At 71.7% G+C, this 26311-nt stretch carries 28 protein-coding genes; 11 read left to right on the forward strand and 17 right to left on the reverse strand.

Translation table 11 applies throughout. The features are described 5' to 3' along the window. Positions 1–31: 31 nt before the first annotated feature. The 3 genes from ssuE to OHU35_RS01800 all read right to left on the reverse strand — a co-directional run bounded on the left by ssuE (position 32) and on the right by OHU35_RS01800 (position 1077). The gene (gene ssuE, locus OHU35_RS01790; protein WP_359894503.1) at positions 32–586 is read right to left on the reverse strand and encodes an NADPH-dependent FMN reductase; all 555 of its coding nucleotides are present in this window, start codon (positions 584–586) and stop codon (positions 32–34) included. Positions 587–728: 142 nt separating this feature from the next. Beyond that, the gene (locus OHU35_RS01795) at positions 729–812 is read right to left on the reverse strand and encodes a putative leader peptide (protein WP_350710819.1); all 84 of its coding nucleotides are present in this window, start codon (positions 810–812) and stop codon (positions 729–731) included. A gap of 85 nt (positions 813–897) precedes the next feature. Next, positions 898–1077, reverse strand: coding sequence for a hypothetical protein (locus tag OHU35_RS01800; RefSeq protein ID WP_189725354.1), 180 nt, complete (start codon positions 1075–1077; stop codon positions 898–900). 229 nt (positions 1078–1306) lie between these two features. Here OHU35_RS01800 and OHU35_RS01805 point away from each other — a divergent pair, with 229 nt between their 5' ends. Together OHU35_RS01805 and OHU35_RS01810 are read left to right on the forward strand one after the other, a co-directional pair. Next, a complete protein-coding gene (locus OHU35_RS01805; protein ID WP_189725353.1) occupies positions 1307–1747 on the forward strand; it encodes an SPW repeat protein in 441 nt (146 codons plus the stop codon). Between the two features lie 149 nt (positions 1748–1896). Beyond that, positions 1897–2160: a GlsB/YeaQ/YmgE family stress response membrane protein gene (locus OHU35_RS01810; RefSeq protein ID WP_184595905.1), complete on the forward strand. Its 264-nt coding sequence runs from the start codon at positions 1897–1899 to the stop codon at positions 2158–2160. A 137-nt stretch (positions 2161–2297) separates the two neighbouring features. Here the strand turns inward: OHU35_RS01810 and OHU35_RS01815 are convergent, their stop codons facing one another. Continuing rightward, on the reverse strand, positions 2298–3221 hold the full coding sequence (locus OHU35_RS01815) for an NAD(P)-dependent oxidoreductase (RefSeq protein ID WP_189725352.1): 924 nt from the start codon (positions 3219–3221) through the stop codon (positions 2298–2300). Between the two features lie 135 nt (positions 3222–3356). Here OHU35_RS01815 and OHU35_RS01820 point away from each other — a divergent pair, with 135 nt between their 5' ends. The 3 genes from OHU35_RS01820 (at position 3357) to OHU35_RS01830 (ending at position 5021) form a co-directional block, all read left to right on the forward strand. After that, positions 3357–3842, forward strand: a complete 486-nt coding sequence (locus OHU35_RS01820; protein WP_189725351.1) for a nucleoside deaminase — start codon at positions 3357–3359, stop codon at positions 3840–3842. Positions 3843–3953: 111 nt separating this feature from the next. Then, positions 3954–4280 carry a hypothetical protein gene (locus OHU35_RS01825; protein ID WP_189725350.1) on the forward strand — a complete coding sequence of 109 codons (327 nt, stop codon included), beginning with the start codon at positions 3954–3956 and terminating at the stop codon, positions 4278–4280. A gap of 6 nt (positions 4281–4286) precedes the next feature. After that, positions 4287–5021: a class I SAM-dependent methyltransferase gene (locus OHU35_RS01830; protein WP_359894511.1), complete on the forward strand. Its 735-nt coding sequence runs from the start codon at positions 4287–4289 to the stop codon at positions 5019–5021. A gap of 278 nt (positions 5022–5299) precedes the next feature. On the opposite strand, the gene OHU35_RS01835 is transcribed toward OHU35_RS01830, so the two are convergent. After that, positions 5300–5962, reverse strand: a complete 663-nt coding sequence (locus OHU35_RS01835) for a chaplin (protein WP_405504309.1) — start codon at positions 5960–5962, stop codon at positions 5300–5302. 274 nt (positions 5963–6236) lie between these two features. On the opposite strand from OHU35_RS01835, the gene OHU35_RS01840 reads away from it, so the two are divergent. Further along, entirely contained in the window at positions 6237–7823 is a 1587-nt protein-coding gene (locus tag OHU35_RS01840; RefSeq protein ID WP_359894515.1) for an alpha/beta hydrolase, read from the forward strand. Positions 7824–7859: 36 nt separating this feature from the next. On the opposite strand, the gene OHU35_RS01845 is transcribed toward OHU35_RS01840, so the two are convergent. Continuing rightward, positions 7860–8216, reverse strand: a complete 357-nt coding sequence (locus OHU35_RS01845) for a hypothetical protein (protein WP_189725346.1) — start codon at positions 8214–8216, stop codon at positions 7860–7862. Positions 8217–8328: 112 nt separating this feature from the next. On the opposite strand from OHU35_RS01845, the gene OHU35_RS01850 reads away from it, so the two are divergent. After that, positions 8329–9423, forward strand: a complete 1095-nt coding sequence (locus OHU35_RS01850; protein WP_189725345.1) for a chemotaxis protein — start codon at positions 8329–8331, stop codon at positions 9421–9423. Between the two features lie 271 nt (positions 9424–9694). Continuing rightward, entirely contained in the window at positions 9695–11104 is a 1410-nt protein-coding gene (locus tag OHU35_RS01855; RefSeq protein WP_405504311.1) for a PP2C family protein-serine/threonine phosphatase, read from the forward strand. 5 nt (positions 11105–11109) lie between these two features. Here OHU35_RS01855 and OHU35_RS01860 read toward each other — a convergent pair whose 3' ends face one another. After that, a complete protein-coding gene (locus OHU35_RS01860) occupies positions 11110–12603 on the reverse strand; it encodes a hypothetical protein (RefSeq protein ID WP_359894519.1) in 1494 nt (497 codons plus the stop codon). A 234-nt stretch (positions 12604–12837) separates the two neighbouring features. Here OHU35_RS01860 and OHU35_RS01865 point away from each other — a divergent pair, with 234 nt between their 5' ends. Next, positions 12838–13977, forward strand: coding sequence for an aminoglycoside phosphotransferase family protein (locus OHU35_RS01865; RefSeq protein ID WP_405504313.1), 1140 nt, complete (start codon positions 12838–12840; stop codon positions 13975–13977). Positions 13978–14051: 74 nt separating this feature from the next. Here OHU35_RS01865 and OHU35_RS01870 read toward each other — a convergent pair whose 3' ends face one another. The 8 genes from OHU35_RS01870 to OHU35_RS01905 all read right to left on the reverse strand — a co-directional run bounded on the left by OHU35_RS01870 (position 14052) and on the right by OHU35_RS01905 (position 20636). Continuing rightward, a complete protein-coding gene (locus OHU35_RS01870; RefSeq protein ID WP_189725341.1) occupies positions 14052–14549 on the reverse strand; it encodes a hypothetical protein in 498 nt (165 codons plus the stop codon). Between the two features lie 59 nt (positions 14550–14608). After that, on the reverse strand, positions 14609–15208 hold the full coding sequence (locus OHU35_RS01875; RefSeq protein WP_405504316.1) for a CGNR zinc finger domain-containing protein: 600 nt from the start codon (positions 15206–15208) through the stop codon (positions 14609–14611). A 40-nt stretch (positions 15209–15248) separates the two neighbouring features. Beyond that, positions 15249–16151 (reverse strand): universal stress protein, encoded by a 903-nt coding sequence (locus OHU35_RS01880; protein WP_405504318.1) that lies wholly within the window; start codon positions 16149–16151, stop codon positions 15249–15251. Positions 16152–16314: 163 nt separating this feature from the next. Beyond that, positions 16315–16557: a DUF397 domain-containing protein gene (locus OHU35_RS01885; RefSeq protein ID WP_215123856.1), complete on the reverse strand. Its 243-nt coding sequence runs from the start codon at positions 16555–16557 to the stop codon at positions 16315–16317. Between the two features lie 94 nt (positions 16558–16651). Then, positions 16652–17818, reverse strand: a complete 1167-nt coding sequence (locus tag OHU35_RS01890; protein WP_189725337.1) for a thiolase domain-containing protein — start codon at positions 17816–17818, stop codon at positions 16652–16654. Then, a complete protein-coding gene (locus OHU35_RS01895; RefSeq protein ID WP_405504320.1) occupies positions 17815–18879 on the reverse strand; it encodes a thiolase domain-containing protein in 1065 nt (354 codons plus the stop codon). Before OHU35_RS01895 ends, OHU35_RS01890 begins: the two co-directional genes overlap by 4 nt. After that, complete coding sequence (locus OHU35_RS01900) at positions 18876–19817, reverse strand: Zn-ribbon domain-containing OB-fold protein (protein ID WP_405504322.1); 942 nt, start codon at positions 19815–19817, stop codon at positions 18876–18878. Before OHU35_RS01900 ends, OHU35_RS01895 begins: the two co-directional genes overlap by 4 nt. A gap of 18 nt (positions 19818–19835) precedes the next feature. Next, positions 19836–20636, reverse strand: a complete 801-nt coding sequence (locus OHU35_RS01905; RefSeq protein ID WP_189725334.1) for a crotonase/enoyl-CoA hydratase family protein — start codon at positions 20634–20636, stop codon at positions 19836–19838. A gap of 174 nt (positions 20637–20810) precedes the next feature. On the opposite strand from OHU35_RS01905, the gene OHU35_RS01910 reads away from it, so the two are divergent. Both OHU35_RS01910 and OHU35_RS01915 read left to right on the forward strand, forming a co-directional pair. Beyond that, on the forward strand, positions 20811–22430 hold the full coding sequence (locus OHU35_RS01910) for an acyl-CoA synthetase (protein WP_405504323.1): 1620 nt from the start codon (positions 20811–20813) through the stop codon (positions 22428–22430). A gap of 115 nt (positions 22431–22545) precedes the next feature. Continuing rightward, positions 22546–24687, forward strand: coding sequence for a sulfatase (locus OHU35_RS01915; RefSeq protein ID WP_405504325.1), 2142 nt, complete (start codon positions 22546–22548; stop codon positions 24685–24687). Here the strand turns inward: OHU35_RS01915 and OHU35_RS01920 are convergent. Beyond that, a complete protein-coding gene (locus OHU35_RS01920; RefSeq protein ID WP_189725331.1) occupies positions 24659–25372 on the reverse strand; it encodes an alpha/beta fold hydrolase in 714 nt (237 codons plus the stop codon). The genes OHU35_RS01915 and OHU35_RS01920 overlap by 29 nt on opposite strands. A 64-nt stretch (positions 25373–25436) precedes the next feature. Continuing rightward, complete coding sequence (locus OHU35_RS01925) at positions 25437–26288, reverse strand: alpha/beta fold hydrolase (RefSeq protein ID WP_405504326.1); 852 nt, start codon at positions 26286–26288, stop codon at positions 25437–25439. Positions 26289–26311: the final 23 nt, after the last annotated feature.

Consider the following 26311-nt stretch of genomic DNA (forward strand, 5'->3'; position numbering starts at 1 on the left):
TCCAGGGTTGATCTTTGGAAGGCCGGAGGCGTCAGCCCGCCACGGCCAGCAGCGGGGTGCGGCCGAGCGCCGCGGAGAACTGGTCCACCACCTGGGTGAGTGCCTCGGCGGCGGCCGGCGCGACGGTCAGGGAGCCGTCGTCCTGCACGGTGAGGTCCTTGTCGAGGGTGAACCAGCCCTGCACTGTGTGGGCCGCCCCCATGGAGGTCAGCACCGGGCGCAGGGCGTAGTCGATGGCCAGGACATGGGCGATGCTGCCGCCCGTGGCGAGCGGCAGCACGGTCTTGCCGGTGAGGGCGTACTGCGGGAGCAGATCCAGCAGGGCCTTGAGCACACCGGAGTAGGAGGCCTTGTAGACGGGCGTGCCGACGACGACGCCATCGGCACGCGCGAACAGCTCGGTGGCCTCGACGATCGCGGGGTGCCGGAAGTCCGCGCCGAGCAGGGCCTCGGCGGGGATGGTGCGGACATCGAGCGGGACGACGTCATGGCCCTGCGCGGCCAGCCGCTCGTCCAGATGGCGCAGCAGGCGGCTGGTGCGGGAGGAGGCGGAGGGGCTGCCGGAGACGGACAGGACGGTGGCCATGGGTTCTCTTTCCGGGAGAAGGCGCGACTGCGCGCGGCAGAGCCGCATTCGGGGACGCCGTATTCAGCCGCGGCCAGCCGCCTTCAAGGGGCGTGACAGAGCGACGAATTCAGGCGTGCGAGGAAGCTGCGAGCCGGAAGGCTCAGGCTGCGGCGCGACAGGAAGCGCTGGAGACGCGTGCGAGGTCGACGTGGCGTCGCCGCGTGAGGTCCAGTCGCATGGTCATGCCATGGATCGTCGCAGCGGGGGACGAGAACCGTCAAGGAACGCGCGGCTCATCTCGTATCCCGGACCCCGGATTTCGGCCGGGTTCAGGCGTCGTCGTCCGACGGAACCACCACGAGGAAGGCGTCCGACTCCAGGTCCATCACGACGGTGGCGGGCTCGCCCTCGGCGCGGCAGCGTGCCGCGTACTCCTCCGCCGGCCACGATCCGCGCGGGGCTCCCGCCGGGAACCGCTCCAACACCTTCGCGCTGATCGCCGTAGACATGCCCGCTGCCCTCCGCTGTCCCGCGCCGCCCGCCGGGCGACGTCGATCGGTCACTGCCGTACCCGTGCGGTTGCCCGCGATCCGCCCGGACATGTACCGCCCGACAGGAGTCCGCACCCCTCGCGCAACCTCTACACATAAAGGAAAAATAAGAGCAGAATGTGCTTACGCGGCGCTTACCGCATTCCCCACCAGACGCGGTCGCCCTGTAAGACGAAGGAGACGAGTCATGGCCAACGTCTCGCCCACCAGAGGTGATATCACCAGCCACCCTGATGCCCCCGAGATGCGGGATCGGTACGCCCGCATGCTCGGTGGTCGCGATGTGGCGCTCGTGGACGGACCCGTGTTCCTGCTGGGTCTGTACTGCGCGGCCTCCCCGTGGATAGTTCACTACACGACCAGCCAGCCACCGCTCGTGACCCACAACCTGATCATGGGGATCGCGATCGGTCTGCTGGCGCTCGGGTTCACTCGCGCTCCGGAGCGTATGTACGGGCTGAGCTGGGCCATGTGCGCCCTCGGGGTGTGGATGATCATCTCGCCGTGGATCGTCGGCGAGAGCCCGGACGCCGGGGTCGTGTGGAACAACATCATCATCGGCGCACTGGCCGTGCTCTTGGGTCTGGTGTGCGCCGGCACGGCGGCGAAGGCCTCCCCGAGGCCGTAGCCCCCGCCGGAGGGGAAACGAAGGCCGGTCCGCGCTCGCGGGCCGGCCCTTCCGTGTCCGCGAGCGGCCACGAGGCGCGGGACCCGGACTGTCCCGGCCGCAAGGGGGCACACGCACTGCAGCGGGGGTCCTGAGGAGAAGGGGCGGAGATGGAAGTCGACGGCATCATCAGTGCCATCGTGATCGGCATCGTCATCGGCGTCCTGGGCCGGCTCGTGGTCCCGGGCCGTCAGCGCATCGGAATCCTGTGGACGATCGTCGTCGGCATCATCGCCGCGCTGATCGGCTCCGCACTCGCCGGCGCGTTCGGCGTGGCCGACACCAAGGGTGTCGACTGGGTCGAATGGCTCATCCAGATCGGCCTCGCCGCGCTCGGCGTCGCCGCGCTGGACCGCTCGAAGGCAGGCCGCTGACGGCGTAGCGAGCCACGACGGCGTATCGACAGTACGTGCGCGACACCAGGAATCACCTGGTACCCGGTGTGCCGCGGCCCTGCGGCCCGGCACACCGGAGCCGCACCTGAGCCGCACCGGCCGGCGCACCCCCGGCGTCAGCGGCCCGCCGACCGCATCGCGGCGAGCCCCTCGCCGCTGGACGGGTAGCGCGGAGTCCAGCCCAGTTCGCGTTCCGCCTTGGCGCAGGACACCCGCAGCCGCGACGCCATCACGGTGTGCGCGTACGACATGGGCCTCATCAGCCACAGCGGCACGGTCATCGGCTTCGGCAGCCCGAACGTCCCGGCCACGCTCTCGAGGTGGGCACGGAAGCCGAGCGGGGTGCGGTCCGCGATGTTGTACGCCTGCCCCGGCCGGCCGCGTTCCACGGCGGCGGCCACCGCGCGGGCGGCATCGGTGAGCTCCACCCACGGCAGCACCCGGTCGCGGTCGCCGGGCATGGGCAACTGTCGCCTGCGCAGCAGCGGCAGCAGGGCGTCGGTGCCGCCGGGGCCGTAGAACAGGCCGAAGCGGAGCGCGATGCCCTCCAGCGCCTCCGACTCGAAGGTGAGCCGCTCCTTGGTCCGCATGCCGGCGATGTGCCGCTCCAGCTGCGGAGTCCTGCCGAGCGGGCCGAAGGGGTCGTCCTCGGTGAGCGGGCGGTCACCGTGATCCCCGTAGCCGTAGCCGAAGACCATCGACTCCGCGACGAAGCGGCGGGCACCGGCGACGCGGGCGGCCTCGACGAGGTGGGCCGTGCCCTGGGTGCGCAGCGCGTCGGTGGCGTCCATGTCGCGGTCGCGCATCGGGGGCTTGCGCAGGGCGGTCGCGGCGTGGATCACGGTGTCGAAGTGGTGTCCGTCGACGGCGCGCAGCAGCGCGTCGCGGTCCATGAGGTCGGCGCGGATGCCGTTGTCCCGGCTCCGGCCGAGTCCGGTGACCTTGTGGCCCGCCTCGGTGAGCGCGTGGGTGATGTGCCGGCCGAGGACACCGCTCGCGCCGGCGAGGAGGATGCTCTGGCTCTTCTGGTTCGTCGTCATGACCATGCGACGGATCGGACGGGTGTGGGTGTGACATCCGGCGAGCGGCCGGTCAACGCGATTTCCGGTGGGCCCTACGCCCCGCCCGCCGTACAGTCCTGTTGATCACTTGGTCACGAGAAAGGGCCCGGCACCATGGTCGTGAAGGACACGGAACTGCCTTACCTGCGCCGCTGTGTGGAACTCGCGGCCGAGGCACTGGACGACGGGGACGAACCGTTCGGATCGGTTCTGGTGGGGAAGGACGGCACGGTCCTCGCCGAGGATCGCAACCGCGTGGCCTCGGGCGATCGCACCCGGCACCCCGAGTTCGAGCTGGCGCGCTGGTCGGCCGCCCATCTCACGCCCGAGGAGCGGGCGGCTGCCACGGTCTACACCTCCGGCGAGCACTGCCCGATGTGCGCGGCGGCGCACGCCTGGGTCGGTCTGGGACGCATCGCCTACGTCGCCTCGTCCGAGCAACTCGTATCCTGGCTGGGCGAGTTGGGGGTCCCTGCGCCACCGGTGCGGACACTCCCCGTCCACGAGGTCGCACCCGGTGTGATCGTGGACGGTCCGGTACCCGAACTGACGGAACGGATCCGGGATCTGCACGTGCACTTCCATCGCGGGCGCGGCTGAGCCGCCCCAGGATTCCCCGGCGCCCGAGATGCAGGGCCGCATGGGCGAATCTACGATCGAATTCAACTGGACCAGGCGTCCCGCCCCGGTCTCCCCAACGGGGGGAGGCGCATGTCTTCGCTGCCTGCACGGCGGTTGACGACCGCCTGCATCGCCCTGGTCACGGTGGCCGCCCTCGTGTTCACGTGGGGCCTCGCCGCGCCGCACCCGTCCATGGTCGAGCTGACCGCCGCGGTGATCGCGGTCTGCTCGGGAGTGCTGTTCCCGCTGGTGATCCTGCGGCTGACGGGGACGGTCGCCGCCTACCTCCTCGTCCCCCGTGACCGGGTGGGCTTCCGCGTCCAGCCCACGGCACTGGACACCGACGCCGGCATCGATCACCTCAACGGGACCCCGACCCGGCTTTCCGAGCGTTTCCCGCCGCGGCTGAAGGGCTGAACGGCCATGACGACGCACAACGACGACGTGGACTGGGACCGCTGGCCGGTCGCGGACTACCTCGCGGAGAACTACCGCGAGGTGCATCCCTCGGACGCGGCGATCATCGCGCACCACAGTGCCTTCTACCGGCGCTTCCCGCCCGGCGGCATCGACCGCTCGGTGGAGTTCGGGGCGGGCCCCAACCTCTACCCGCTGATCCTCGCGTCCGCCGCGTGCCGCAGGATCGACGCCGTGGAGGCGGGGGCCGGCAGCGTCGCCTATCTCCAGGAACAGATCTGTCACCGCCTCGACGCGAGCTGGCTCCCCTTCCACGCGCTGTGCCGAGAGCTCAACCCCGACGTGCCGGCAACCCTGGCCGGGGCGCTGGCGCCGGTGAACGTCGTCCACGCCGACGTCCGGACCCTGCCGCCCGGCTTCTACGAACTCGCCTCCATGCACTTCGTCGCCGAGGGCGCCACGGAGGACTTCGCCGAGTTCGCCGACTTCTGCCGCACCTTCGTCCGCACGGTCACGCCCGGCGGCCACCTGGTCGCCGCCTTCATGGAGAACCTGCCGACCCACCGCATCGGCCCGGCGTCCCACTGGCCTGGCTGCCCGGTGAACCCGACGACGGTCACCGAGGTCTTCACCCCTCTGACCCGCGACCTGGATGTAACCCACATCGATACCGACCGCACCCTGCCGGACTACGGCGACTCCGGGATGGTGCTGCTCACGGGGGTGGCGGAGCCGGTCTGAGGACACCGGGACGCTGAGCGACCGGTGCCGCCCCCCGGACCCCGTTCCTCCGGACAACGGCCCCGCCCGGGCACGGGGCCCGGCGGGCGGCACCGGTCGCTCCCGGGCCCGAACAGTTCGGTGTCGCCTGCCACCGATCGACGGGGCCGCGAGGACGCCGCCGTTTCCGGAACCCGGGAGCGGGATCGCGCGCCGACGCCCGGCCCGCAGGGGCGTCGGTAGCGTGGGCGGGGCCACTCACCGCGAGGAGCCCGGCCGCACCGCTGCGAGCCGTCCGGTCAGTCGTCCGCGGCCGTGCGGAACCGCCGACGCAGCACCACACCCCCGAGCACCAGCGCCGCGCTGGCCGCGACGACCGGCAGGGTGTGGTCCGAGCCCGTGTGGGCGAGGGCACCGGTGGCCTGCGGCGCGGAGTGCGGGGCAGGGGCGGGGTCGGGGGCCGGGTGCGCCCGGGGCGGGACGGACGGCTTCGGGGCCGCCGGCTTCGGTGGGTGGTGGGGGCGGACCGGCCGGCCACCGGGGGTGTTCGAGGACTCGTTGCCCGTCGCCGCGTTGCCGATGCCGACCACGTTCACGCTGTTGCCCGTGACGTTGACCGGGACGTCGACCGGCAGCTGTACGCCGTTACCGGAGGCCACGCCCGGTGAATCCTTTCCGCTGCCTTCGGCGACCGCACCGCCGGGCTTGCCGGCCCGCCCGTCGCCCTTGTTCGCACAGTGGTTGCCCGCGGCGGGGTTCAGAACCCCCACCACGTTCACCGTGTTCCCGCACACGTTCACCGGGACATGCACCGGCAGCTGAATCGTGTTGCCGGAGACCACCCCGGGCGAACCGGCCGCCGATCCGTCCGCCGCGGAGTCCGCGTACGCGGGGACGGCCATGGCCATCGCGCCCGAGGCGGCGGCGACGGCGATCACACCGTTTCGGGTAACCCGTTTCATGGTTTCCCTGCCTTCCAGACATCGTCGCGGGCACTCACCCGCACGGGATAGAACGCGGGGCGCACGATCCGAGTTATGGCTTATCGGCCTTTCACTCCATCGAGCGGCCCGGTTGTCGAACTAGCGGTAAAGCCCTTCGTATGCGGGACGAAGCCGCGCACGACAAGGCACTTCGAGCGGCCCCACCCGCCCGGAGGCGCCGCTTCCGGGGCCCGCTTATGGTGGGCGAGGGCGCCGGTTCCCGGTCCGCTGTGGGGCGCCCCTGGAGGCATCGATGCTGGCCAAGCTGTCCATGCACCTCTCGATCCGGCGCTGCGCGGTCACCGGCGTGGCGGGGCTGGCCCTGCTGGGCGCGGGCCTGCCGGGCGCGGTCCGGCCGGCGGCCGACGACCCCACGCCCGGCCTGACGCGCTTCTACGACCAGAAGGTCAAGTGGTCGGCGTGCGAGGGCATGGACATGCCGGAGGACCTGCAGTGCGGCAAGGTCACCGTGCCGCTCGACTACGCCAGGCCCGAGAAGGGAACTCTCGATCTCGCCGTGGCCCGCTACCGGGCCACGGGCAAGTCCCGGGGTTCGGTGCTGCTGAACTTCGGCGGCCCGGGTGTCCCGGGAGTGACCCAACTCGCCATCGGTGGCAAACACTTCATGGGCCTGACGAACGGCTACGACGTCGTCGGCTTCGACCCCCGCGGCGTCGGCCGCTCCTCCCCGGTGAGCTGCGGAAACGACTCCACCGACGCACTGGACGCGACGGACGGGAACGCCGAGGTCGCCGATCCGCAGGCCGTTCTCGAGAAGCTGCGCGCGGCGGCGGCCGAGTGCGCCGAGCACTCGGGACCCGTCCTGCGCCACATGGGCACGGTGAACGCCGCCCGCGACCTGGACGTCATGCGCGACGCGCTCGGCGACGACAAGCTCAACTATCTGGGCTTCTCGTACGGAAGCCGGCTCGGGGCGGTGTACTCGGCCCGGTTCCCAGAGAAGGTCGGCAGGGTGGCGCTGGACGGGGTGGACACGCTGACCGAGCCGCTGTCCGAGCAGGGCATGGTGAGCGCCCGGGGACAGCAGACCGCGCTGGAGAACTTCCTGACCTGGTGCACGGAGGACATCGCCTGCCCGTTCGGGCAGGATCCCCGCGAGGCCAGGGAACACGTCGTACAGGTGGTCGAGTCGCTCGACGAGGACCCGGTGCCGACGGACTTCGGCGAGGCGTTCTCCGGCCAGGACTTCGCGGGCGCGCTCGGGCAGGGGCTCTACAGCAGGGAACTGTGGCCCTCGCTGCAGCGGGCGGTCGCCCAGCTGCTCGAGGAGGGCGACACGCGCGGCCTGGAGGCCTTCGCGTCCGGCGGTGTCACGCTTCCGCCGCTGCGGGGCAAGCACCGCGGACTCGTCGACCCGGAGGAGGTGCCCCTGGACAACCTGCCGGCGGCGCTGATGGCGGTCAATTGCGCGGACGATCCCGACCGCCCCGCCGCCGCGCAGGTCACCAAGGACCTCGGACGGCTGCGCGCCCGGTACGAGCAGGCGTCACCGGTCTTCGGCCGGTACCGGCTCACCCAGGTGCTGCTGTGCTACGGGCGTCCCAAGGGCACCGACTTCATCCGTGACGAGGTCAAGGACGTCGACTCGGCGCGGATGCTGCTCGTCGGCACCCGGGGCGACCCCGCCACGCCGTACCGCTGGACGGTGGAGACGGCCGAGCGGCTCGGCTCGTCGGCCGTGGTGCTCGACAACCGGGGCGAGGGCCACACCGGCTACGGGTCCTCCAAGTGCGTGCACGGCAAGGTCGACGCCTTCCTGCTGTACGGCACTCTCCCGCCGGACGGCAGCTCCTGCGGCTCCGACCACGACGCCGAGTGAGAGCACGGATCCGCTCCGGGGCGGCACACCCGGCCCTCACCCGCGTGGGCGTCGCCGAAGCGCCTCGGCGGCCTGCTCCGCGTCCGCGACGGAGACGGCGAGACGTGTGAACGGCACTGGTCGCCGCAGATCCACGACCACGACGGGAACCCCCGCCCGCACCGCCACGAAGTCCCGGCCGAGAGGGTGCAGCCGCTCCCCCACGCACCACCGGCCGGGACGGCAGCGCCCGCCGAGCTGCGTGCCGCGCAGACCGCGCCACCAGTCACCCTCCACGCGAACGGCCCGCACATCCGAAAGCGGCACCCGCACCTCGCGGCGCCGGGCCGTGAGCGCTTCCCGCAGCGCGAGCCGGACCACGACCTCCGCACCGTCCACCATCAGGCGTGCCATCGGCAGCCACCTCCTCCCCCAGCGTGCCCCCGCGAACGCGCGCACGTGCACTCGAACCGGCGAACCGATTGCCCCAAATGCCCCCGTCGCGAATCGGCTCTATCGTGCTGTCATGGAGCACGTTCTGAGTCCCGCGACCCTTGCCGAGCTGCGGCGCCCGCGCCCCTACCCCGCGGTCTCCGTGCTGACGCCGATACACCGGCGCGAGCCCTACAACGCCCAGGATCAGGTCCGGCTGCGCAACGCGGTGGCCGAGGCCAAGAGGCAACTGGAGTCCGATCCGGCGGTCAGCCGGGATCGGCGTACCGAGGTCGCCCGGCATCTCGACCGGGCCCTGTCCGAGGTCGACCTGACGCACGCCGAGGACGGCCTGGTCATCTTCGCGGCTCCCGGTGAGCACCAGGTGTGGTCGCTCGCCCGGTCCGTGCCCGAGCGCGTGGTGCTCTCGGACACCTTCCTCACCCGCAACCTCGTCTCCGCCCAGACGGCCGGGCGCCCGTTCTGGGTGCTGTCGCTCGCCGCGGACCGCGTCACGCTGTGGAACGGCGGAGTCGACCGCGTGACCGAGGCACGCGTCGGCGGGTTCCCGCTGACCAGCCGCGTGGAGAACTTCGACCCGGAACGGCAGCAGCGGATCGGGGACCTGCCGAGCGCTTTCCGGGAGGAGCGCACCCGCCAGTTCCTGCGCGAGACCGACACCGCACTGAGCACCGTCCTGCGCGACCACCCGCGACGGCTGTACGTCACCGGCGAGCCGGCCGCCCTCTCACTGCTGGACGAGGTCGGCAGTGCTGCCAAGGGCGCGGTGCACGTCCCGCACGGCGGGCTCGCCCACGGGACGCCCGAGGCGGTGTGGCAGGCCATGCGGCCGGTGATCGAGGCGGAGGCCCTCAGGAACACGGACGCCGTGAGCCGCGCCCTCGAAACGGCCCGCGGGCGGCGGGCGTTCGCCGCCGGTGTCGACGAGCTGTGGCAGAGCGCCCGGGTCGGCCGGGTCCGGCTGCTGGCCGTCGAGGAGAACTACCGCGTGACGGTCCGCGACGCCGGGGACCATCTGATCCTCGCCGAGTCCGGCGACCTCGACTCCCGCGAGGACATCGTGGACGAGATCGTCGAGCAGTGCCTGGAGACGGGCGCCGACGTCCGCTTCGTACCGGACGGCGCACTCGGTGAGGCGGACGGCATCGCCGGGGTCCTGCGGTACTGAAGGCCTCGAACACAGGGCCGTCGAACGTGCGCGGCACCGGGCCGCGACGTTACCCACGAGTCGTCAAATACCCTGTGTAACCTACGACTTGAGCATCCGAGCGGCACACTTCGCGCCTACCTCGGAGTAACTCCGTGAGACTGTGGCATATGCCAGAAGCACCACCGTATCGTGTGTTGCCAAATCCCTTACAGGGCGTCGCGGGCTGTGCGACAGTCGTAACGGTCCCTCCGTCCGCCTTGGTCGTACCGTCCCCGCATCGGAGTGCGTCATGCCGTCCCACCTCTCCGCGGACCGCCCAGCCGCCCAGCCGCCCGGACGCGGCTCGGTCGACGCGCTCATATCGCAGACGCGGCGGCTCAAGGGCGACATGGACGCGGTGCGGCGCGACGCCGAGGGGGACGGATCGGACCACCCGCGGGGTCGCTGGCAGCGCGCCCTGTACGACCTGGCCCTGCACCAGCTCAACGACCTCGACGAGCACCTGGCCCAGCTGCGGGACGGCCCGCCGCCCGCAGCGGCCTCCCTCGAACCCGCCGCGCCCCCGCAGGGCTCGCTGCTCAGCCGGGTCGGCAGCGCCGAGTGGAACCTGCTGACGGACGAGGCCAGTTGGTCCGGGGAGCTCTACCAGATCCTGGGCCGCGACCCCGACGCTCCGCCGCTCACCCTCGACGAGATGCCGTCCCTGGTCCTCAACGAGGACCGGCCGAAGCTGACGGCGATGGTCACGAACTGCCTCGTCGACGCCCGGCCCATCGACGGCGAGTTCCGCATCGCCCGCCGGGACGGCGACGTCCGGACCGTGCACATGATGGGCGAACCGGTGCTCGACACTGACGGCAGCACCGCCTCGATGTGGGCCGTGCTGCGGGACGTCAGCGAACTGCGCCGCAGCCAGCGGGTGGTCAGCGAGACCCGTGACTCGCTCCACCACCGTGGGCAGGCCGCGCAGACCGAACACCGGCTCGCGGTCGAGTTGCAGGAGGCCGTGCTGCCGCCGTGGCGCGGCTCCCTGCGGCTCCCGCACCGGGGCCCCGGGACCCTCGACCTCGCGGCCCACCACCTGTCGGCGTCCACGAACACACTGATCGGCGGCGACTGGTACGACGCGCTCGAACTGACCGACGGCGACACCCTCCTCAGCGTCGGCGACCTCACCGGACACGGAGTCGGTGTCACGTCGAACATGACCATGCTGCTCGGCGCCGTGCGCGGCATGGCGATGGCCGGCGCCCCGCCGGGACAGCTGATGGCCTGGCTGAACCAGTTACTCGACGCCACCGTGCAACCCGCCCTCGGCAGCACCGTCTGCTGCCGCTACCGGCCCGGGACCCGCACCCTGGTGTGGGCACAGGCCGGGCACCCCGCCCCGCTGCTGTTCCGCGACGGGACGGGGCGCGCGCTGGACACACCGGACGGCGTCCTGCTCGGCGCCACCTCGGGCGCCGTCTACGGGCAGGCCGAAGAGACCCTCGAGGTGGGCGACCTGCTGCTCCTGCACACCGACGGGCTGGTACCCGGGCACACCGGAGCGGCGGCAGTGAACCTCCTCCTCGACCTGGCCCCGCGCCTGACCGGGAACCGCACCGCGGACGACTGCGTACGGACGCTCGTCCAGGAGTTCGGCGAGAGAGCGCGCGAGGACAACGCCTGTGTGCTCGTCGCCAAGGTCACGTCATAGGACACTCAGGCCCGCGCGCTGTTGCCGCCCCTGCCCTTCGTCTTCGGCAGGGCGAGCTTGATCTCCTCCCGCAGCTCCTGGATCCTCGGGTAGCCGGCGTACTCGGCGGTGAGCCGGTACATCTCGCGCAGCCGGTCCCAGGTGCGGTGGGAGGAGTTGGATCCCATCGACACCAGGGCCAACCGCGCGTACCGGTCCGCCTGTTCGGGGTCGTCCGCGATGAAGCAGGCCGACGCCATCGACAGATAGTCGAAGATCTTCGATCGCTGCCGGCCGTCGACCCGCAGGGCCAGTGCCTTCTCCGCGTAGTGCTGGGCATGCGCGGACGCACCCGGCTCGAACTCGGCGAGCGTGCGGTAGGCCAGGGCCTGCATGCCGTAGAGGTCCTCCTCCTTGAAGGTCTGCATCCAGTCCGGCGGCGGTACGTCGGCCTTGTCGGAGACGAACAGGTCCTCCGCCTGCCCGAGCGTGCGGCGCATCGCCTGGCCCTTGCCCATGGCGGCCTGCGCCCAGGCCTCGATGGTGCAGAGCATCGCCCGGGTGCGGGGCAGCACGTCGTCGCCCGAACCGGACGTGGCGAGCCTCATCAGGTCCAGGGCCTCGTCCGGCTTGCCCAGATGGACCATCTGGCGGGCCGCACGGGAGAGTGCCTCGCCCGCGCGGGGCCGGTCCCCGCCCTCCCGGGCCGCGTGCGCGGCGATGACGAAGTACTTCTGGGCCGTGGGTTCCAGGCCGACGTCGTGCGACATCCAGCCCGCGAGGACGGCCAGGTTGGCGGCGACGCCCCACAGGCGCCGTTGGAGATGGGGTGGGTGACGGTAGGCGAGCATGCCGCCCACCTCGTTGAGCTGGCCCACCACGGCCTTGCGCTGGAGCCCGCCGCCGCGGGCCGCGTCCCAGGCGCGGAACACCTCGACCGAGCGCTCCAGTTCCTCGATCTCCTGCGACCCGATGGGGGCGGCCTCGTAACGGTCGAACCCGGCGGGGTCGGCGTGCAGGGGATGATCGAGGTCGGGAGCGTCGACAGCCAGGGCAGGGTCGGTGTGCAGCCAGTCGTACATGGCGCTGCTGAGTGCGGATCCCGCGGCGAGCGCGGCGCCCGCGCCCACCAAGCCGCGTCGGTTGAGCATGAGGTCCATTCCCGTGAATTCGGTGAGGACCGCGGCGGTCCGCTCGGGCGCCCACGGCACACCGTCGGGAGGCTCCGTGCTCCCGCCGCCCTGCCGTTTCCCCGCACGCCCGTGCCGGACCAGACCGAGGTCCTCGATGGTCACGACACGGCCGAGACGCTCGGTGAACAGAACCGCCAGCACCCGCGGCACCGGATCGCGCGGGATCTCTCCCGTGTCGATCCAACGCCGCACCCGGGAGGTGTCGGTCGAGAGCTGGGGGTGGCCCATGGCCGCCGCCTGCCGGTTGACCAGCCTCGCGAGTTCGCCCTTCGACCAGCCGGCCAGGCCGAACAGGTCCGAGAGACGGGTGTTGGGTTGTCCGCTCACATCAAGCCCCCAGGTACTCGGCTGAGTTGACAGTAGCCCGGGGAGACTTGCCGGGCGACTATTCGCCAGGGTTCGCCAGGGTTCGCCAGATGGTGTGCCACCGGACATCCGGTGTCAGGTAGGAACGCGCCACCCCGACCCGGTCGCCGCAAGGACATTCCCCAGGATGCTCTCGGGGGTCCGGGCCGGGTGGTGCGCTGTCGTCGCAGGCACACGAAGGGATCTGTCTCGCCCATGTACGCAGCATCATCCTCCGTGTCCGCACCGCCCCGGTCGCTGCACCCGCGTCCCACGGACAGTGGCCCCTACCTCGCCCCCGCGCGGCCGGCGGCCCCCGTCCTCGGTGCGGGCAGGGCACGGCGCGGCGCGGTTCTCGGAACCCAACCGCTCAGCGGAAGACTCGACTTGTCCGGCCCCCAGGGCGCGCAGCTGCGCACCGCCATCGCGTCGGTGCACCGCATCTGCCCGGAGTTCGCCCCGGTGCAGGTACTGCGCCGCAACGGCCGGTCCGTACTCCTGGTCGGTACGACCGGTCGCAACACGGCCGTCGCCAAGTGCTTACTGGACCACTCCCCCGCCTGGTCCGAACGGATCCAGCACGAGATAGCGGCGTACCGCTCGTTCGTCCGGCACCGCCCTCCCGTGCGGGTGCCGAGACTGATCGCGGCGGACCCGGACAACTGCACACTGGTGATCGAGCGAATGCCCGGCCGGGTGGCGGCGCTCCAGCGGCACCCTGCCGAGGCACCGCCGCGCGCTGACATCAGAGCCGCGCTGGGCGCGATCTGCCGGCTGAACGCCTGGCGGCCGCCGGCGGGCACCTTCGACGCCCCGCTCGACTACGCGGCACGGATCTCGCGCTACCACGAGCTGGGCCTGCTCACCGACCGGGACCTGGGCGACCTGCAGAAGCTGCTGCACGGCATCGCACAGGCGGCCGGGCGGCAGGGAATGGGCCAGTTCTGCCACGGCGACGCACTGCTGTCGAACATCCTCCTGTCACCAGCCGGTCCAGTGCTGGTGGACTGGGAGCACGCGGGCTGGTACCTGCCGGGCTACGACCTGGCGACGCTGTGGTCGGTGCTCGGGGACGCACCGGTGGCCCGTCGCCAGATCAGCCAGATCGCCCAGTCGGCGGGTCCGGCGTCCAGGGATGCCTTCCTGGTGAACCTGATGCTGGTGCTGACCCGTGAGATCCGTACGTACGAGACGGCCGTGCAGCGTTCGATGCACGACCCGGCCCCGGCGGCACCGGGCTCGGCCCACCCTGGTGCTGCGCCGTCCGGCGAGGAGCAGCGGCTGCTGCTGCGGCGGCTGCACGACGACTGCCAGCTGGCCCGGCGGGCCGTGCGCGCGGCGGTCGGCACTCGCTGACGGGGACGAAGCGGCCGCTGTGCGCCTGGACAGGCGCGCAGCGGCCCTTTCGTGTGTGGTGAACCGCCGCCGGTTCAGCCCTGCTGGAACAGCTCCGCGGGCAGGGGTTTGAGGAGGGCGTACAGGTCGTCCGTGATGGGGCGGTCCCAGGCGGCGATGGTCACCAGGACGTTGTCGCTGCGGTCGAACTGCACGCAGGAGATCCGGCCCTCGGAGAGCTTGACGCGGCGCACGATCAGAAGGTTGTCGCCCTGCATCACCGGCACGTCCTCGGTGCTGACGACGGTGACCTCCTCGTCGTTCTCCAGCGCCAGCAGCAGCTGGGCCACCTCGAAGGGAACCTGTCCCTCGGGGACCTCGCGCGCCGGGGAGCCCTCGGGCAGGTTGCCGATGATCATCGCGGGGCCGCGGCCGCCGAACAGGTCGTAGCGCAGGAAGACGCCCTGGCAGGTGCCGTCGGGCGCGGGCAGCAGTCCCGCACCGAGGTTGCCGGGCCAGTCGCCCGGGTCCATGGCCAGTACGTCGAATTCAGGCCCGGCGGGAGTGGCGCTGCGGCGGCGGAGGAACGACATGTCGCCAATGGTACGTGTCCCGGCCTGCGAAGTGTCGGGAGGGCGCCGTCCCGGTCGGCCTAGGCCGACGCCCGGTGCCGTTGGTGGTGGCGAGCGACCCGGGCGCGGTTGCCGCAGGACGGTTTGCACCACTCCTGGCGTGGGTGCTCCTTGAGGAAGTACCGCACGCAGCGCGGTGCGTGGCAGGCGCGCAGCCGGTCGCGGTCGGGGCTCGCGAGGAACGCGATCACGGCGTGCGCGAGGGTTGCTGTCAGGTCGTCGGCGCCATGGACCGGCCGCTGGTGGACGACGGGTCCGGCCTCCCGTGGCCAGTGCAGGACCGGCACGGTGGGGGTGCGGGCGGCTGCCTCGTTGAGACGCCGCAGGGCCTCGGCCTCGGGCAGGAGGCGGGCCGCGTCCGCGGGGCTGGGCTCGCCGGGGCGCACGGCGCGGGCGAAAAGCGCGCGGGCGGCGGCGCGCAGCTCGCGGACGGCGGCGAGCCGCGCGGCGTCGACGGTGAACCCCTCGGTGTCCGGCAGGACCTCGGGGTGTGCGCGGACCCAGGCGGTCAGGCCCGCCGGGTCGGTGAGATCATCGGCCACGCCGCCGTCGCCGTCGTACCGGATGGTGAGGGCCAGGTCCAGGGCTAGCCGGGCGCCCCTGCTGATCGGTTCCCGCATGCCGCTAATGATAGGCCTGCCGGTATCCATTACAGCGAGGTCAGTCCTCGGGCGGTGCGGGCGGGACCACCGCGACGGGGCTCGCGGCGTGCAGCAGGACGGCGTGGGTGACCGAGCCCATCATGCGGGCGGGTGCCAGCAGGTGCCGTCGGTGCCGGCCCACCACGACGAGGTCGGCGTCCCGGGAGGCGGCCACGAGGTGTCCGGCCGCGTCGCCCGCCGCTGCGAGCGGCTCGGCCGGGACGTCGGGGTGCCGTTCGCGGTACGGGGCGAGGAAGCCCTCGGCGAGGACCCGGGCCTCGTCCTCGATGACGTCCTGGTCGACCACCGGCGGGGGCATCTCCCCGGGCATCATCCAGGGCTGCGCGGGCCACGGGTAGGCGGCGACCGCCTGGAGCCGCGCGCCGCGCCGGGCGGCCTCGGCGAAGGCGAACTCGAGCGTGGCCTCGTCGGGGCCGTCCACCTTCAGGCCGACGACGACGCGCGAGCCGGGGCCCTCGGACGTCTCGTCCCGCACGTCGCCCGCGGCCCGGGGCACCACGACGACGGGGCACTCGGCGTCACGGGCGGCGGCCATGCCGTTGGAGCCGAGCAGCAGGCTGGCGAAGCCGCCGCGGCCCCGGGAGCCCAGCACCAGCAGCTGGGCGGAGGCTCCCAGTTCGGGCAGGACGGCGCTGACCGCGCCCTCCAGTCCGACGTACTCCGTGTCCGGCTGCTCGGCGCGTCCTTCCAGGCGGGAGCGGACCCGGTCGAGGACGGGGTCGTCCTGTGGGTCCGCCGGCCCGGCGGCGAGGACCTCGGGCTGTGCCCAGTGGGCGTACTGGCGTACATGGACCACGCGCAGAGGCGCCGAACGCCTGCGGGCTGCGTCGAGGGCCCACTCCAGGGCGCGCAGGCTGTCGTCCGAACCGTCGACCGCCGCGATGACCGGCAGGGTGCTCACGGATTCCTCACCTCCGGGATACGACCGTCCCTTCCGGGGGCCAGCCTGGCTCAGGCGGCGGCCCCGGGAGGATCTCCCGGGTCGCGTGTCCGGAAATGCGGGCGCAACACCCCCGGATCGGCCGTCGGATCACGGCCGTCCGGGACGGCTCACCCGGCCGGCGTCACGTGAGGTCGAACTCCCCTTCCCGCGCTCCCGACACGAACGCGCCCCACTCGTCGGGCGTGAAGATCAGGGAAGGGCTCTCCGGGCGGCCACTGTTCCGCATGGCGATGAAGCCCTCCACGAAGGCGATCTGGACATCCCCCACGCCACGGCTGCTGGACTGCCAGTCGGCGTTGGTGAGGTCCAGCTCCGGCTTGTCCCAGCCCATGAGCGGGCGCTGCTGGGTGGTGGTCTCGGCCACGTCCGTGCTCCTCCCGATTCGTCGTCCGCGGCCAGCCTAGCGATCGTGTCCCATGGCCAACAGGGCACGTGAGGGGGACCTTTCAGGAGTCGTTTCAGGAGCCGGGGGGCTGTGCTCCCACGAGCCACATCGAGAAGAACTGCGATCCGCCGCCGTAGGCGTGTCCGAGGACCCTGCGGGCGCCGTCCACCTGGTGTTCCCCGGCCTGTCCGCGCACCTGGAGCGCCGCCTCCGCGAAGCGGATCATGCCGGAGGCGCCGATGGGGTTGGTGGACAGGACACCGCCCGACATGTTGACGGGCAGGTCCCCGTCCAGTTCGGTCACGCCCGCCTCGGTGAGCTTCCAGCCCTCGCCCTCACCGGCGAAGCCGAGGTTCTCCAGCCACATCGGCTCGTACCAGGAGAAGGGCACGTAGATCTCGGCGCCGTCGATCTCGCGGCGGGGGTCGGTGATCCCGGCCTGCCGGTAGACGTCGGCCGCGCAGTCCTGGCCGGCCTGCGGGGAGACGAAGTCCTTGCCGGCGAAGAGGGTCGGTTCGCTGCGCATCGCGCCGCCGAGCATCCAGGCGGGCGGTCGTGGTGCCCGGGCGGCTCCGGCGCGGTCGGTCAGGATCATGGCACAGGCGCCGTCGGAGGAAGGGCAGGTCTCGGAGTAGCGGATCGGGTCCCACAGCATGGGCGAGGCCGTCACCTTCTCCAGGGTGATGTCGTGTTCGTGCAGGTGGGCGTAGGGGTTCTTCAGCGCGTTGCGCCGGTCCTTGTAGGCGACCAGGGCGCCGATCGACTCGGGTGCGCCGCTGCGCCGCATGTAGGCGCGTATGTGCGGGGCGAAGAAACCGCCGGCCCCGGCCAGCAGGGGCTGCTGGAAGGGGATCGGCAGGGACAGGCCCCACATGGCGTTCGACTCGGACTGTTTTTCGAAGGCGAGGGTGAGGACGGTGCCATGGACGCGGGCCGCGACGAGGTTCGCGGCGACGAGCGCGGTGGATCCGCCGACCGACCCGGCGGTGTGCACGCGGAGCATGGGTTTGCCGACGGCGCCGAGCGCGTCGGCGAGGTAGAGCTCCGGCATCATGACGCCCTCGAAGAAGTCGGGCGCCTTGCCGATCACGACGGCGTCGATGTCGGCCCAGGTCAGCTCGGCGTCGTCGAGCGCGCGTTGTGCCGCCTCCCGGACCAGCCCGGCGATCGACAGGTCCCGGCGTGCCGCGACGTGCTTGGTCTGGCCGATGCCGACGACGGCCACGGGCTCCTTGCTCATCGGGGCTCCCCTTCGAGTACGGCGACCAGATTCTGCTGCAGGCAGGGGCCGGACGTGGCGTGGGCGAGGGCGCGGTCGGACTCGCCGCGGTGGATGCGGGCGGCGGCCTCTCCGAGGCGGATGAGGCCGGCTGCCATGATCGGGTTGGCGGCGAGGGCTCCGCCGGAGGGGTTGATCTGTACGCCGTCGTCGAGCCGGAGGGCCTTGCGCAGGACGATCTCCTGCGCGGTGAAGGGCGCGTGCAGTTCGGCGGTGTCGACGGGCCGTTCGAAGGCGCCGGCCCGTTCGGCGGCCAGGCGGGTGGAGGGCGAGTCGGTCAGGTCGCGCACGCCGAGGCCGTGGGCCTCGATGCGGTGGTCGATGCCCCGGATCCAGGCGGGGCGTGAGCACAGTTCACGGGCCCGGTCTCCGGCCGCGAGGATCACGGCGGCGGCGCCGTCGCCGATGGGCGGGCAGTCGCCGGTACGCAGGGGCTGTACGAGGTACTCCCCCTGCGGCAGGGGCCCCTTGAGCTGCGCGTGCGGGTTGGCGGAGGCCGCCTCCCGGTTGCGGGCGGCGACGGCCGCGAGGGCGGGCTCGTCGGTGTCGCCGGCGTCGATGAGGGCCTGCGCCTGGAGTGCGGCGAGCGCCACGGAGTCGGGCCACAGGGGTGCCACGTAGTACGGGTCGAGCTGGCGGGTCAGGACGTCGCGGACCGAGCCGGGCGAGGACTTGCCGTAGGAGCAGACCAGGGCGGTGTCGGCGTCGCCGGTGAGGAGTTTGGTCCAGGCCTCGTACAGGGCCCACGCGCCGTCCATCTCGACATGGGACTCGGAGATCGGCGGCCAGGCGCCGACGCCGTCGAGGGCGAGAGTGAAGGAGAAGGCACGCCCGGCGAGGTAGTCGCTGGAGCCGGAGCAGGTGAAGTCGATGTCGGCGGTCTTCAGTCCGGTGCGGTCGAGGACCTCGTGCAGCACCGGCATGAGCATCTCCACCTCGGAGTGCTCCTCGCTGGTGCGCCGGTGGGCGGTCTGGGCGAAGGCGACGACGGCGATCTCGCGGTCCCGCGGTGCGCTCGTCACAGCATCTCCCTGTAGGTGTCGTAGTCCGCGTCGGGCTCACCCGTAGGCCGGTAGTGGTCGGGGTAGCGGGCGCCCTCCGTCCACACGGGTTCGACCCGCAGCCCCATGCGGACCTCGTCGTAGGGGATGCCTCCGATGCGGCCGTGCAGCGCGAGGCCTGCGCCGTCGAGGGCGATGTGGGCGTAGACGTACGGCACCTCGATGTCGAGATTTTTCGCCTTGATGTTGACGATGCAGAACGTGGTCACCGTGCCGCGCGGCCCGACCTCGACCTGTTCGTCCGTGGCGACCCCGCAGGTGGGGCAGGCACCCCTCGGCGGGACGTAGACCTTCCGGCAGGACGGGCAGCGCTCGCCGACGGTGCGCCGGCCGCCGAGGGCGTTGATGTAGGCGGTCTGGGCGCGGCCGGGCGCGTAGGTGTAGTCGAGGCGGGCGGCGGCGACGATGCCGGTGACCGGGTCCTCGAACTCGCCGGTGGCGCCGGTGAGCTGCATGGGTTCGCCGTGGTACGGCTCGAAGCAGGCGATGTCCGTGATGGCTCCGGTGCGTTCCTCGGCCCAGCGGATGCGGACGCGCATGCCGGTGTGCACGGCGTCGGGGCCCGGGGCGTCGAGGGCGTGCAGCAGGGCGGTGCCGGCACCGTCGAGGCGGACCAGGGCCCAGGCGAAGGGGGTGGTGAGGGGCTGGCCCCGGCGCGGGTCGTGGTTCCAGGCCCAGGTGGTGACGGTGCCGGTGGGGGCGACCTCGACGAGGTCGCGGATCTCCTCGGCGGTGACGGGGTCGTACTCGGCGGGCGGGACGAGGACGCGGCCGTCGCTCGCCCGCACCCCCAGGACGACGCGTTCGCGCAGGCCGGTCAGGAAGGCGCTCTGGACGGGGCCGAGGGAGCGGGTGAAGGGAAACTCGACGACGAGGGGGGCTTGGAGGACTTCGGGCATGCCACAGGGCTCCTTCGGTCAGGCGCGCTTGTAGACGGGCGGTCGTTTCTCCGCGAAGGCGCGGGCGCCCTCCTTGGCGTCGGCGGTGTCGAACACCGGCCAGCCCCGGGTGAGTTCGGCCGCGAGACCCTCGGACTCGGTCATCTCCGCGGTCTCGTAGACGGAGGCCTTGACGGCCTCGACGGCCAGCGGGCCGCAGGAGTTGATCTGTTCGGCGATCTCCAGTGCCTTCGCGAGCGCGGTGCCGTCGGGGACGACGTGTCCGACCAGGCCGACGGCTGCGGCCTCGCGGGCGCTGTAGGGGCGGCCGGTGAGGAGCATCTCCAGGGCGTGGGTGCGCGGGATCTGGCGTTGCAGCCGGACCGTGGAGCCGCCGATGGGGAACAGACCCCGCTTCACCTCGAACAGGCCGAAGGTCGCCGATTCGCCGGCGACGCGGATGTCGGTGCCCTGGAGCATCTCGGTGCCGCCCGCGACGCAGTACCCCTCGACCGCGGCGATCACCGGCTTGCGGGGGCGGTGGTGGCGCAGCATCGCCTTCCAGTGCAGGTCGGGGTCGGCCTTGAGCCGGTCGCGGTACTCCTCGCCGGCCATGCCGTTCCCGGCGAGGGCCTTGAGGTCCATGCCCGAGCAGAACGAACCGCCCGCGCCGGTGAAGACGACCGAGCGGACCGAGTCGTCCGCGTCGGCCTCGAGCCAGCCGTCGTAGAGGCCGACGAGCATCGGCAATGAGAGTGCGTTCCTGGCCTCCGGCCTGTTGAGCGTGAGCACCAGTGTGGCGCCTTCGCGCTGCACGGTGAGGTGTTCCGTCCCACCCATGGCCAACTCCCCTCTAGAAGAACGAGAACAGGTTGCAGTAGGGCGTGAGGCACTTCAAGGGTTTTCTGACAGGTAGTCAGTTTTCTTGCGCGGACCCTTCACAGTTGGACCGCCCTTTGCTCTGATGACCGGCGAACCGTCCGATGCCAGGCACGCCCCGGGTCAGGAGGAACGGTGGAGTACAACCTTGCCGACCTGTTCGAGTCGGTCGTCGACGTCGTTCCCGGCCGTGAGGCGCTGGTGTACGCCGACCATCCCGGTACGGGCGCGGAGCGCCGTCTGACCTACGCGGAGCTGGACGCGGCGGCCAACCGCGTCGGCCACCATCTGCTCGACAGCGGGATACGGCCCGGTGAGCACCTCGGCCTCCACCTCTACAACGGGGTGGAGTACCTGCAGACGGTGCTGGGCTGCCTGAAGGCGCGGATCGTCCCGGTCAACGTCAACTACCGCTATGTCGAAGAGGAGTTGGTGTACCTCTACCGGGACGCGGATCTGGTGGCGCTGGTCTTCGACGCCGAGTTCACGGACCGGGTGGCGGCGGCGCGGCCCCGGGCGGAGAAGCTGCGGCATCTCGTCCGGGTGGGTGCGCCGGTGCCGGGGGCCGCCGAGGTGCCGTGTACGGAGTTCGCGGATGCCGAGGCCGCGGGGTCGTCGTCACGTGGCTTCCCGGCGCGTTCGGCCGACGACCAGTTCATCATCTACACCGGCGGTACGACCGGGATGCCCAAGGGCGTGATGTGGCGGCAGGAGGATCTGTTCTTCGCGGGTCTCGGCGGGGGTGCCCCGACCGGTGAGCCGGTGAAGAAGCCGCAGGAGCTGGCCGAGCGCGTCGCGGCGGGTGGGGCCGGGATCACCTTCTTCCCCACGGCTCCGCTGATGCACGGCACCTCCACCCTCACGGCGTTCATCGGCTTCAACTTCGGGCAGCGGGTCGTCATCCACCGCAAGTTCGTGCCCGAGGAGGTGCTGCGGGCCGTGGAGAAGGAGAGGGTCAGCAGCATCTCGCTGGTGGGCGACGCGATGCTGCGGCCGCTGATCGACGCGCTGGGCGGTCCGCTGCGGCACATCGACCGCTCATCGCTGTTCAGTGTGTCGTCGTCCGGCGCGATCATGTCGGACACGGTGCGCCGGCAGTTCCAGGAGCTGGTGCCGAACGCCATGCTGCTGAACAACTTCGGCTCGTCGGAGTCCGGTTTCAACGGCACGGCGACCGAGGACTCGGGCCCCGAGCGGGGCTTCCGGATCCGCGTCAACGCCCGTACGCAGGTGGTGGACCCGGCCACGTATGAGCCGGTGGCGGCAGGTGAGGTGGGGCGTATCGCCCAGTGCGGACATGTGCCGCTCGGCTACTACAACGACCCCGCCAAGACCGCCGGGACCTTCTTCCAGAGGGGCGGCGAGCGGTGGGTGCTGCTCGGCGACATGGCCACGGTCGACGAGGAGGGTGTGGTCACCGTCCTGGGGCGCGGCTCGCAGTGCATCAACACCGGCGGCGAGAAGGTGTACCCGGAAGAGGTCGAGCAGGCCCTCAAGTCCCACCCGGACGTCTACGACGCGCTGGTGGCCGGGGTGCCGGATCCCCAGTGGGGCCACCATGTGGCGGCCGTGGTGCAGCTGCGCGACGGGGCGGTGCGGCCGTCGCTGGAGGACATCCGGGCGCACTGCCGTGACCGGCTCGCCGGCTACAAGATCCCGCGCCAGCTGGTGATCACGGAGTCGGTCCAGCGGTCGCCGAGCGGCAAGGCGGACTACCGGTGGGCGCGGGAAGTCGCGGTGGCGGCGGACGGGTGATTCTTCGGCCTGTCGATTGAACCTAAGGTGACGTGCGGACGTACTGGTGGTGGCAGGCTCGGTTCACCGGGCTCTGTTTGCCATGCCTAGCAAGACCGCACGGAAGGACCTCCGGGTGTCGCTCTTCACTCGCTCCCGTCAGCAGCCGGACTCGACCGGGGACGGGGCGAAACCGGATGACGATGCCGGTGGGGCGGAGCCGGACGGCGGAAGGACCGCGGCGGAATCGGACGGCGGCGCGGCCGAAGCGGCGGCGGACGGCCCCGTGACCTCGGCGGATTCAGACAAAGACACCGGCGAGGCAGAACCGGACGGCGGCACCGCCACAGGCGACTCCGACAGCGGCACCAGCGTCGGCGCGGGGAATTCGGGCGGCGATATCGGTTCGGACGGTGCCGCGGCCGAAGCAGACTCGGAGAGTGGCACCGGCACGACGGGACCGGACGAGAAGCCCGCTACGACGGACCCCGACGGCGGCACCGGCACGGCGGACTCGGACGGCGACGCCGCCGCCCCGGACACCGCCGCCGGCTCCGCTGCACGAGCAGAGGGCGATGGTGCCCACGGGCAGGAAGTCTCCCCCGATGAGGCGCCGGGCTCGGTGAGGGCCGGGTGGTTCGGCTGGCGGCGGCGCTACCCCCGTACGGCGCGCGGCGTCAGCATCGGGACGACCGTCCTCGCCGGTGCGCTCGTGTTCTTCGCGCTCCTCGTGCCCAACCAGATGGAGAAGATCGAGTTCGCCTCCTTCGTCCGCATTCCCGCGGAGGGCGTGCTGCTCGCGGGCCTGTTGCTCGCGCTGCCGCCGCGGGCCCGGCGGATCACCGCGGTCGTCTCGGGTGCGTTCCTCGGGCTGGTCACCATCCTGAAGTTCGTCGACATGGGCTTCTACCAGGTGCTGGCCCGGCCCTTCGACCTGGTCCTGGACTGGATACTGATCGAGAACGCGACGGACTTCCTGAGGGAGACGTTCGGCCGTACCGGCCAGGTGCTGGCCGTGGTCGGCGTGATCGTCCTGTTCGTCGCGGTGCTGGTCCTCACGACGCTGGCCATGGTGCGGCTGACGAACCTGATGGTCAGCCACCGTCCCGTCGCCGCCCGTACGACGCTGGTCCTCGGCACGGCGTGGATCACCGCCATGACGCTGGGCGTGCAGGTCGGCAGCGTGCCGTTCGCCACCAAGGGCAACGCCGAGTTCCTCGGCAACCGTGTCGAGCAGGTGCGCGCGGGCCTCAAGGACGCGCGGGTCTTCCAGAAGCAGGCCGCGGTGGACGCCTTCGCGAAGACGCCACCCGACCAGTTGCTCACAGGGCTGCGCGGCAAGGACGTGCTGTTCACCTTCATCGAGAGCTACGGCCGTGTCGCGATCGACGACCCGGCGATGGCGCCCCAGATCGACTCGGTGCTCAAGGAAGGCACCAGCTCGCTGAAGGCGGCCGGTTTCGAGTCGCGCAGCGGCTGGCTGCAGTCGCCGGTGACGGGCGCGGGGAGCTGGCTCGCCCACTCGACGTTCCTGTCCGGGCTGTGGATCAAGAACCAGCAGCGGTACCGCAGCCTGACCACCAGTGACCGCATGACGCTCACCAACTACTTCGGCAAGACGAACGCCTGGCGGACCGTCGGTGTCGTGCCGGGGGTGCGCCGGGCCTGGCCGGAGGGGAAGTACTTCGGCCTGGACCACATCTACGACTCCGAGCACCTCGGCTATCACGGCCCGTACTTCAGCTGGACGCCCGTGCCCGACCAGTTCAGCATGGAGGCCTTCCAGCGTCTGGAGCACGGCAAGAAGGACCGTGAGCCGATCATGGCGGAGATCATCCTCGCCTCCAGCCACAACCCGTGGTCGCCCATCGCGCGGATGATCGACTGGGAGGACCTCGGCGACGGCTCGGTGTTCCACCAGATCAAGAAGGAGGGCACCAACCCCACGGAGGTCTGGAAGGACCCGGAGAAGGTGCGCACCGAGTACCGGCACGCCATCGAGTACTCCCTGCGCAGCCTCACGGAGTGGATCGAGCGCTACGGCGACGAGGACACGGTCCTCGTCTTCCTAGGCGACCACCAGCCCGTGCCGACCGTCACCGCCGGGGACACCGGCAAGGACGTGCCGATCACCATCGTCGCCAAGGACAAGAAGGTCTTGGACCGGGTCGCCGACTGGGGCTGGACCGACGGCCTCAAGCCCGCCGAGAACGCTCCCCGATGGGGCATGGACAAGTTCCGCGACCGCTTCATGACGGCGTACGGTCCGCAGGGCTGAGGAACTCCTCCACGAGCGCGAGGAACTCCTCGGGCCTGGCTTCGTGCACGAGATGCCCGGCGTCGATGGTGTGGCGCCGGGCCTCGGGAAGCAGTTCGGCGAGAGCGGCGATCTGCTCCTGTGGGATCGCACTGGTCGGCCCACCACCGATCAACAGCGTGGGCATGGTGATCCGCCCCATGTCGTCCCACCACACAGGATCCGGCGCGTTGCGCTGCCGGTCGGTGGCGAGAATCATCGCCCAGTCGTACGGCAGGTCCCCGCCGGGACGTTCGGCGAGCGGGCGCGGCGGGTCCAGGGGGAAAGGCGCGGGTACGTCCTCCAGCACCAGGCGCTGTACGAGGTGCGGACTGTGCTGGGCGAGCAGGTAGGCGACGGCGCCGCCGAGCGAGTGGCCCACGACGTCGGCGCGGGCGATACCGAGGGCACCGAGGAAGGCGTGCACATCGTCGCGCATCGTCTCGTAGGCGTAGTCGCCGGGCCAGTCACTGCGGCCGTGCCCGCGCAGGTCCGGGGCGTAGATCCGGCGGGGCCCGGCGGCCAGTGCCGGGGCGATCCCGGACCAGTCGGCACCGTCGGCCCCGCGGGCGTGGAGGAGCAGGACGGGCGGCGCGTCCTGCGGTCCCCAGGCGCGGTAGGCCAAGGTGATGCCGTTCGCTTGTACAGCGCGCGGTTCTGTGTCCATGCCGGGCACCGTAGCGGGGGATGCTCAGGAGAGGGGCCGGCTCTGCCGACAGCAGAAGGAGGCCTCACTCCGGTCCGGAGGAGCCGGAGAAGAAGGCGGTCGCGCGTCGCACGAACCACTCCGGGTCGTCAAGCCACGGGTAGTGCCCCGCCCCCGGCTGTACCGCGAACTCGCCCGCCGGGAAGACCTCGGCGACGTGCCGGGCAAGGCTGGGACGCGGGCCGCCATCGACCTCCCCGGCGAGGACGAGCACCGGGGCGGTGACACGGGCGAGGGCGGTCCGGGTCGTGTCCGGGTCGTAGGCACCGTCCGCGCCGTAGAGGTCCCCCGCGTCGTCGTTGGTCTCGGCCTCCTCGCGGTCGGCGTGGGCCCGGGCTGCGTCGTCCCAGCGTCCGTAGAAGAACGGGAGGAACACAGGGTCGAAGTCCCCGGTACCGGCCAGCCAGGCCTCGAACGCCGGGAAGGCGTCCGTGAACCAGGGCTCCGGCTCGCGCAGCCGGGCCGCCGCCAGCCGGTCCTCGGCCGTCGCCGGCAGGCCCAGCGCCCAGGGGGTGGTGGTGACCAGGGCCAGCCGTCCCAGCCGGTCCGGACAGCGGGCCGCATAGAGCATGGCGAGACTCCCGCCCGCCGAGTGCGCGAGCACGTCCATCCGCTCGAGGCCCAGGTAGCGCCGCAACGCCTCGACGTCGTCCACGAGCCGGTCGCAGCGGTACGTCGCGGGATCCGCCGGGATCTCGGACCGGCCCGTTCCGCGCAGGTCGAGGAGGGCCAACTGCCGGTGGGCATCGAGGCCGCCCAGGTTCCCGAGGTACGCGGAGGCCCGCATGGGGCCGCCGGGCAGCACGACGAGCGGCTCGCCCTCGCCGCGGATGTGGCAGGCGAGTCGGGTCCCGTCCGGGGCGCTGAAGATCGGCATGTCGTCGATCCTGGGGCCCGATA

This window comes from Streptomyces purpurascens (assembly GCF_045040895.1).
In the GTDB taxonomy this organism is placed as follows: Bacteria; Actinomycetota; Actinomycetes; order Streptomycetales; family Streptomycetaceae; genus Streptomyces; species Streptomyces purpurascens.

Excerpts from the sequence above, each read along its gene's own strand:
- ssuE (WP_359894503.1), bottom strand. The coding sequence starts at position 586 with ATGGCCACCGTCCTGTCCGTCTCCGGCAGCCCCTCCGCCTCCTCCCGC.
- OHU35_RS01795 (WP_350710819.1), bottom strand. The coding sequence starts at position 812 with ATGACCATGCGACTGGACCTCACGCGGCGACGCCACGTCGACCTCGCA.
- OHU35_RS01800 (WP_189725354.1), bottom strand. The coding sequence starts at position 1,077 with ATGTCTACGGCGATCAGCGCGAAGGTGTTGGAGCGGTTCCCGGCGGGA.
- OHU35_RS01805 (WP_189725353.1), top strand. The coding sequence starts at position 1,307 with ATGGCCAACGTCTCGCCCACCAGAGGTGATATCACCAGCCACCCTGAT.
- OHU35_RS01810 (WP_184595905.1), top strand. The coding sequence starts at position 1,897 with ATGGAAGTCGACGGCATCATCAGTGCCATCGTGATCGGCATCGTCATC.
- OHU35_RS01815 (WP_189725352.1), bottom strand. The coding sequence starts at position 3,221 with ATGACGACGAACCAGAAGAGCCAGAGCATCCTCCTCGCCGGCGCGAGC.
- OHU35_RS01820 (WP_189725351.1), top strand. The coding sequence starts at position 3,357 with ATGGTCGTGAAGGACACGGAACTGCCTTACCTGCGCCGCTGTGTGGAA.
- OHU35_RS01825 (WP_189725350.1), top strand. The coding sequence starts at position 3,954 with ATGTCTTCGCTGCCTGCACGGCGGTTGACGACCGCCTGCATCGCCCTG.
- OHU35_RS01830 (WP_359894511.1), top strand. The coding sequence starts at position 4,287 with ATGACGACGCACAACGACGACGTGGACTGGGACCGCTGGCCGGTCGCG.
- OHU35_RS01835 (WP_405504309.1), bottom strand. The coding sequence starts at position 5,962 with ATGAAACGGGTTACCCGAAACGGTGTGATCGCCGTCGCCGCCGCCTCG.
- OHU35_RS01840 (WP_359894515.1), top strand. The coding sequence starts at position 6,237 with ATGCTGGCCAAGCTGTCCATGCACCTCTCGATCCGGCGCTGCGCGGTC.
- OHU35_RS01845 (WP_189725346.1), bottom strand. The coding sequence starts at position 8,216 with ATGGCACGCCTGATGGTGGACGGTGCGGAGGTCGTGGTCCGGCTCGCG.
- OHU35_RS01850 (WP_189725345.1), top strand. The coding sequence starts at position 8,329 with ATGGAGCACGTTCTGAGTCCCGCGACCCTTGCCGAGCTGCGGCGCCCG.
- OHU35_RS01855 (WP_405504311.1), top strand. The coding sequence starts at position 9,695 with ATGCCGTCCCACCTCTCCGCGGACCGCCCAGCCGCCCAGCCGCCCGGA.
- OHU35_RS01865 (WP_405504313.1), top strand. The coding sequence starts at position 12,838 with ATGTACGCAGCATCATCCTCCGTGTCCGCACCGCCCCGGTCGCTGCAC.
- OHU35_RS01870 (WP_189725341.1), bottom strand. The coding sequence starts at position 14,549 with ATGTCGTTCCTCCGCCGCCGCAGCGCCACTCCCGCCGGGCCTGAATTC.
- OHU35_RS01875 (WP_405504316.1), bottom strand. The coding sequence starts at position 15,208 with ATGCGGGAACCGATCAGCAGGGGCGCCCGGCTAGCCCTGGACCTGGCC.
- OHU35_RS01890 (WP_189725337.1), bottom strand. The coding sequence starts at position 17,818 with ATGAGCAAGGAGCCCGTGGCCGTCGTCGGCATCGGCCAGACCAAGCAC.
- OHU35_RS01900 (WP_405504322.1), bottom strand. The coding sequence starts at position 19,817 with ATGCCCGAAGTCCTCCAAGCCCCCCTCGTCGTCGAGTTTCCCTTCACC.
- OHU35_RS01905 (WP_189725334.1), bottom strand. The coding sequence starts at position 20,636 with ATGGGTGGGACGGAACACCTCACCGTGCAGCGCGAAGGCGCCACACTG.
- OHU35_RS01920 (WP_189725331.1), bottom strand. The coding sequence starts at position 25,372 with ATGGACACAGAACCGCGCGCTGTACAAGCGAACGGCATCACCTTGGCC.
- OHU35_RS01925 (WP_405504326.1), bottom strand. The coding sequence starts at position 26,288 with ATGCCGATCTTCAGCGCCCCGGACGGGACCCGACTCGCCTGCCACATC.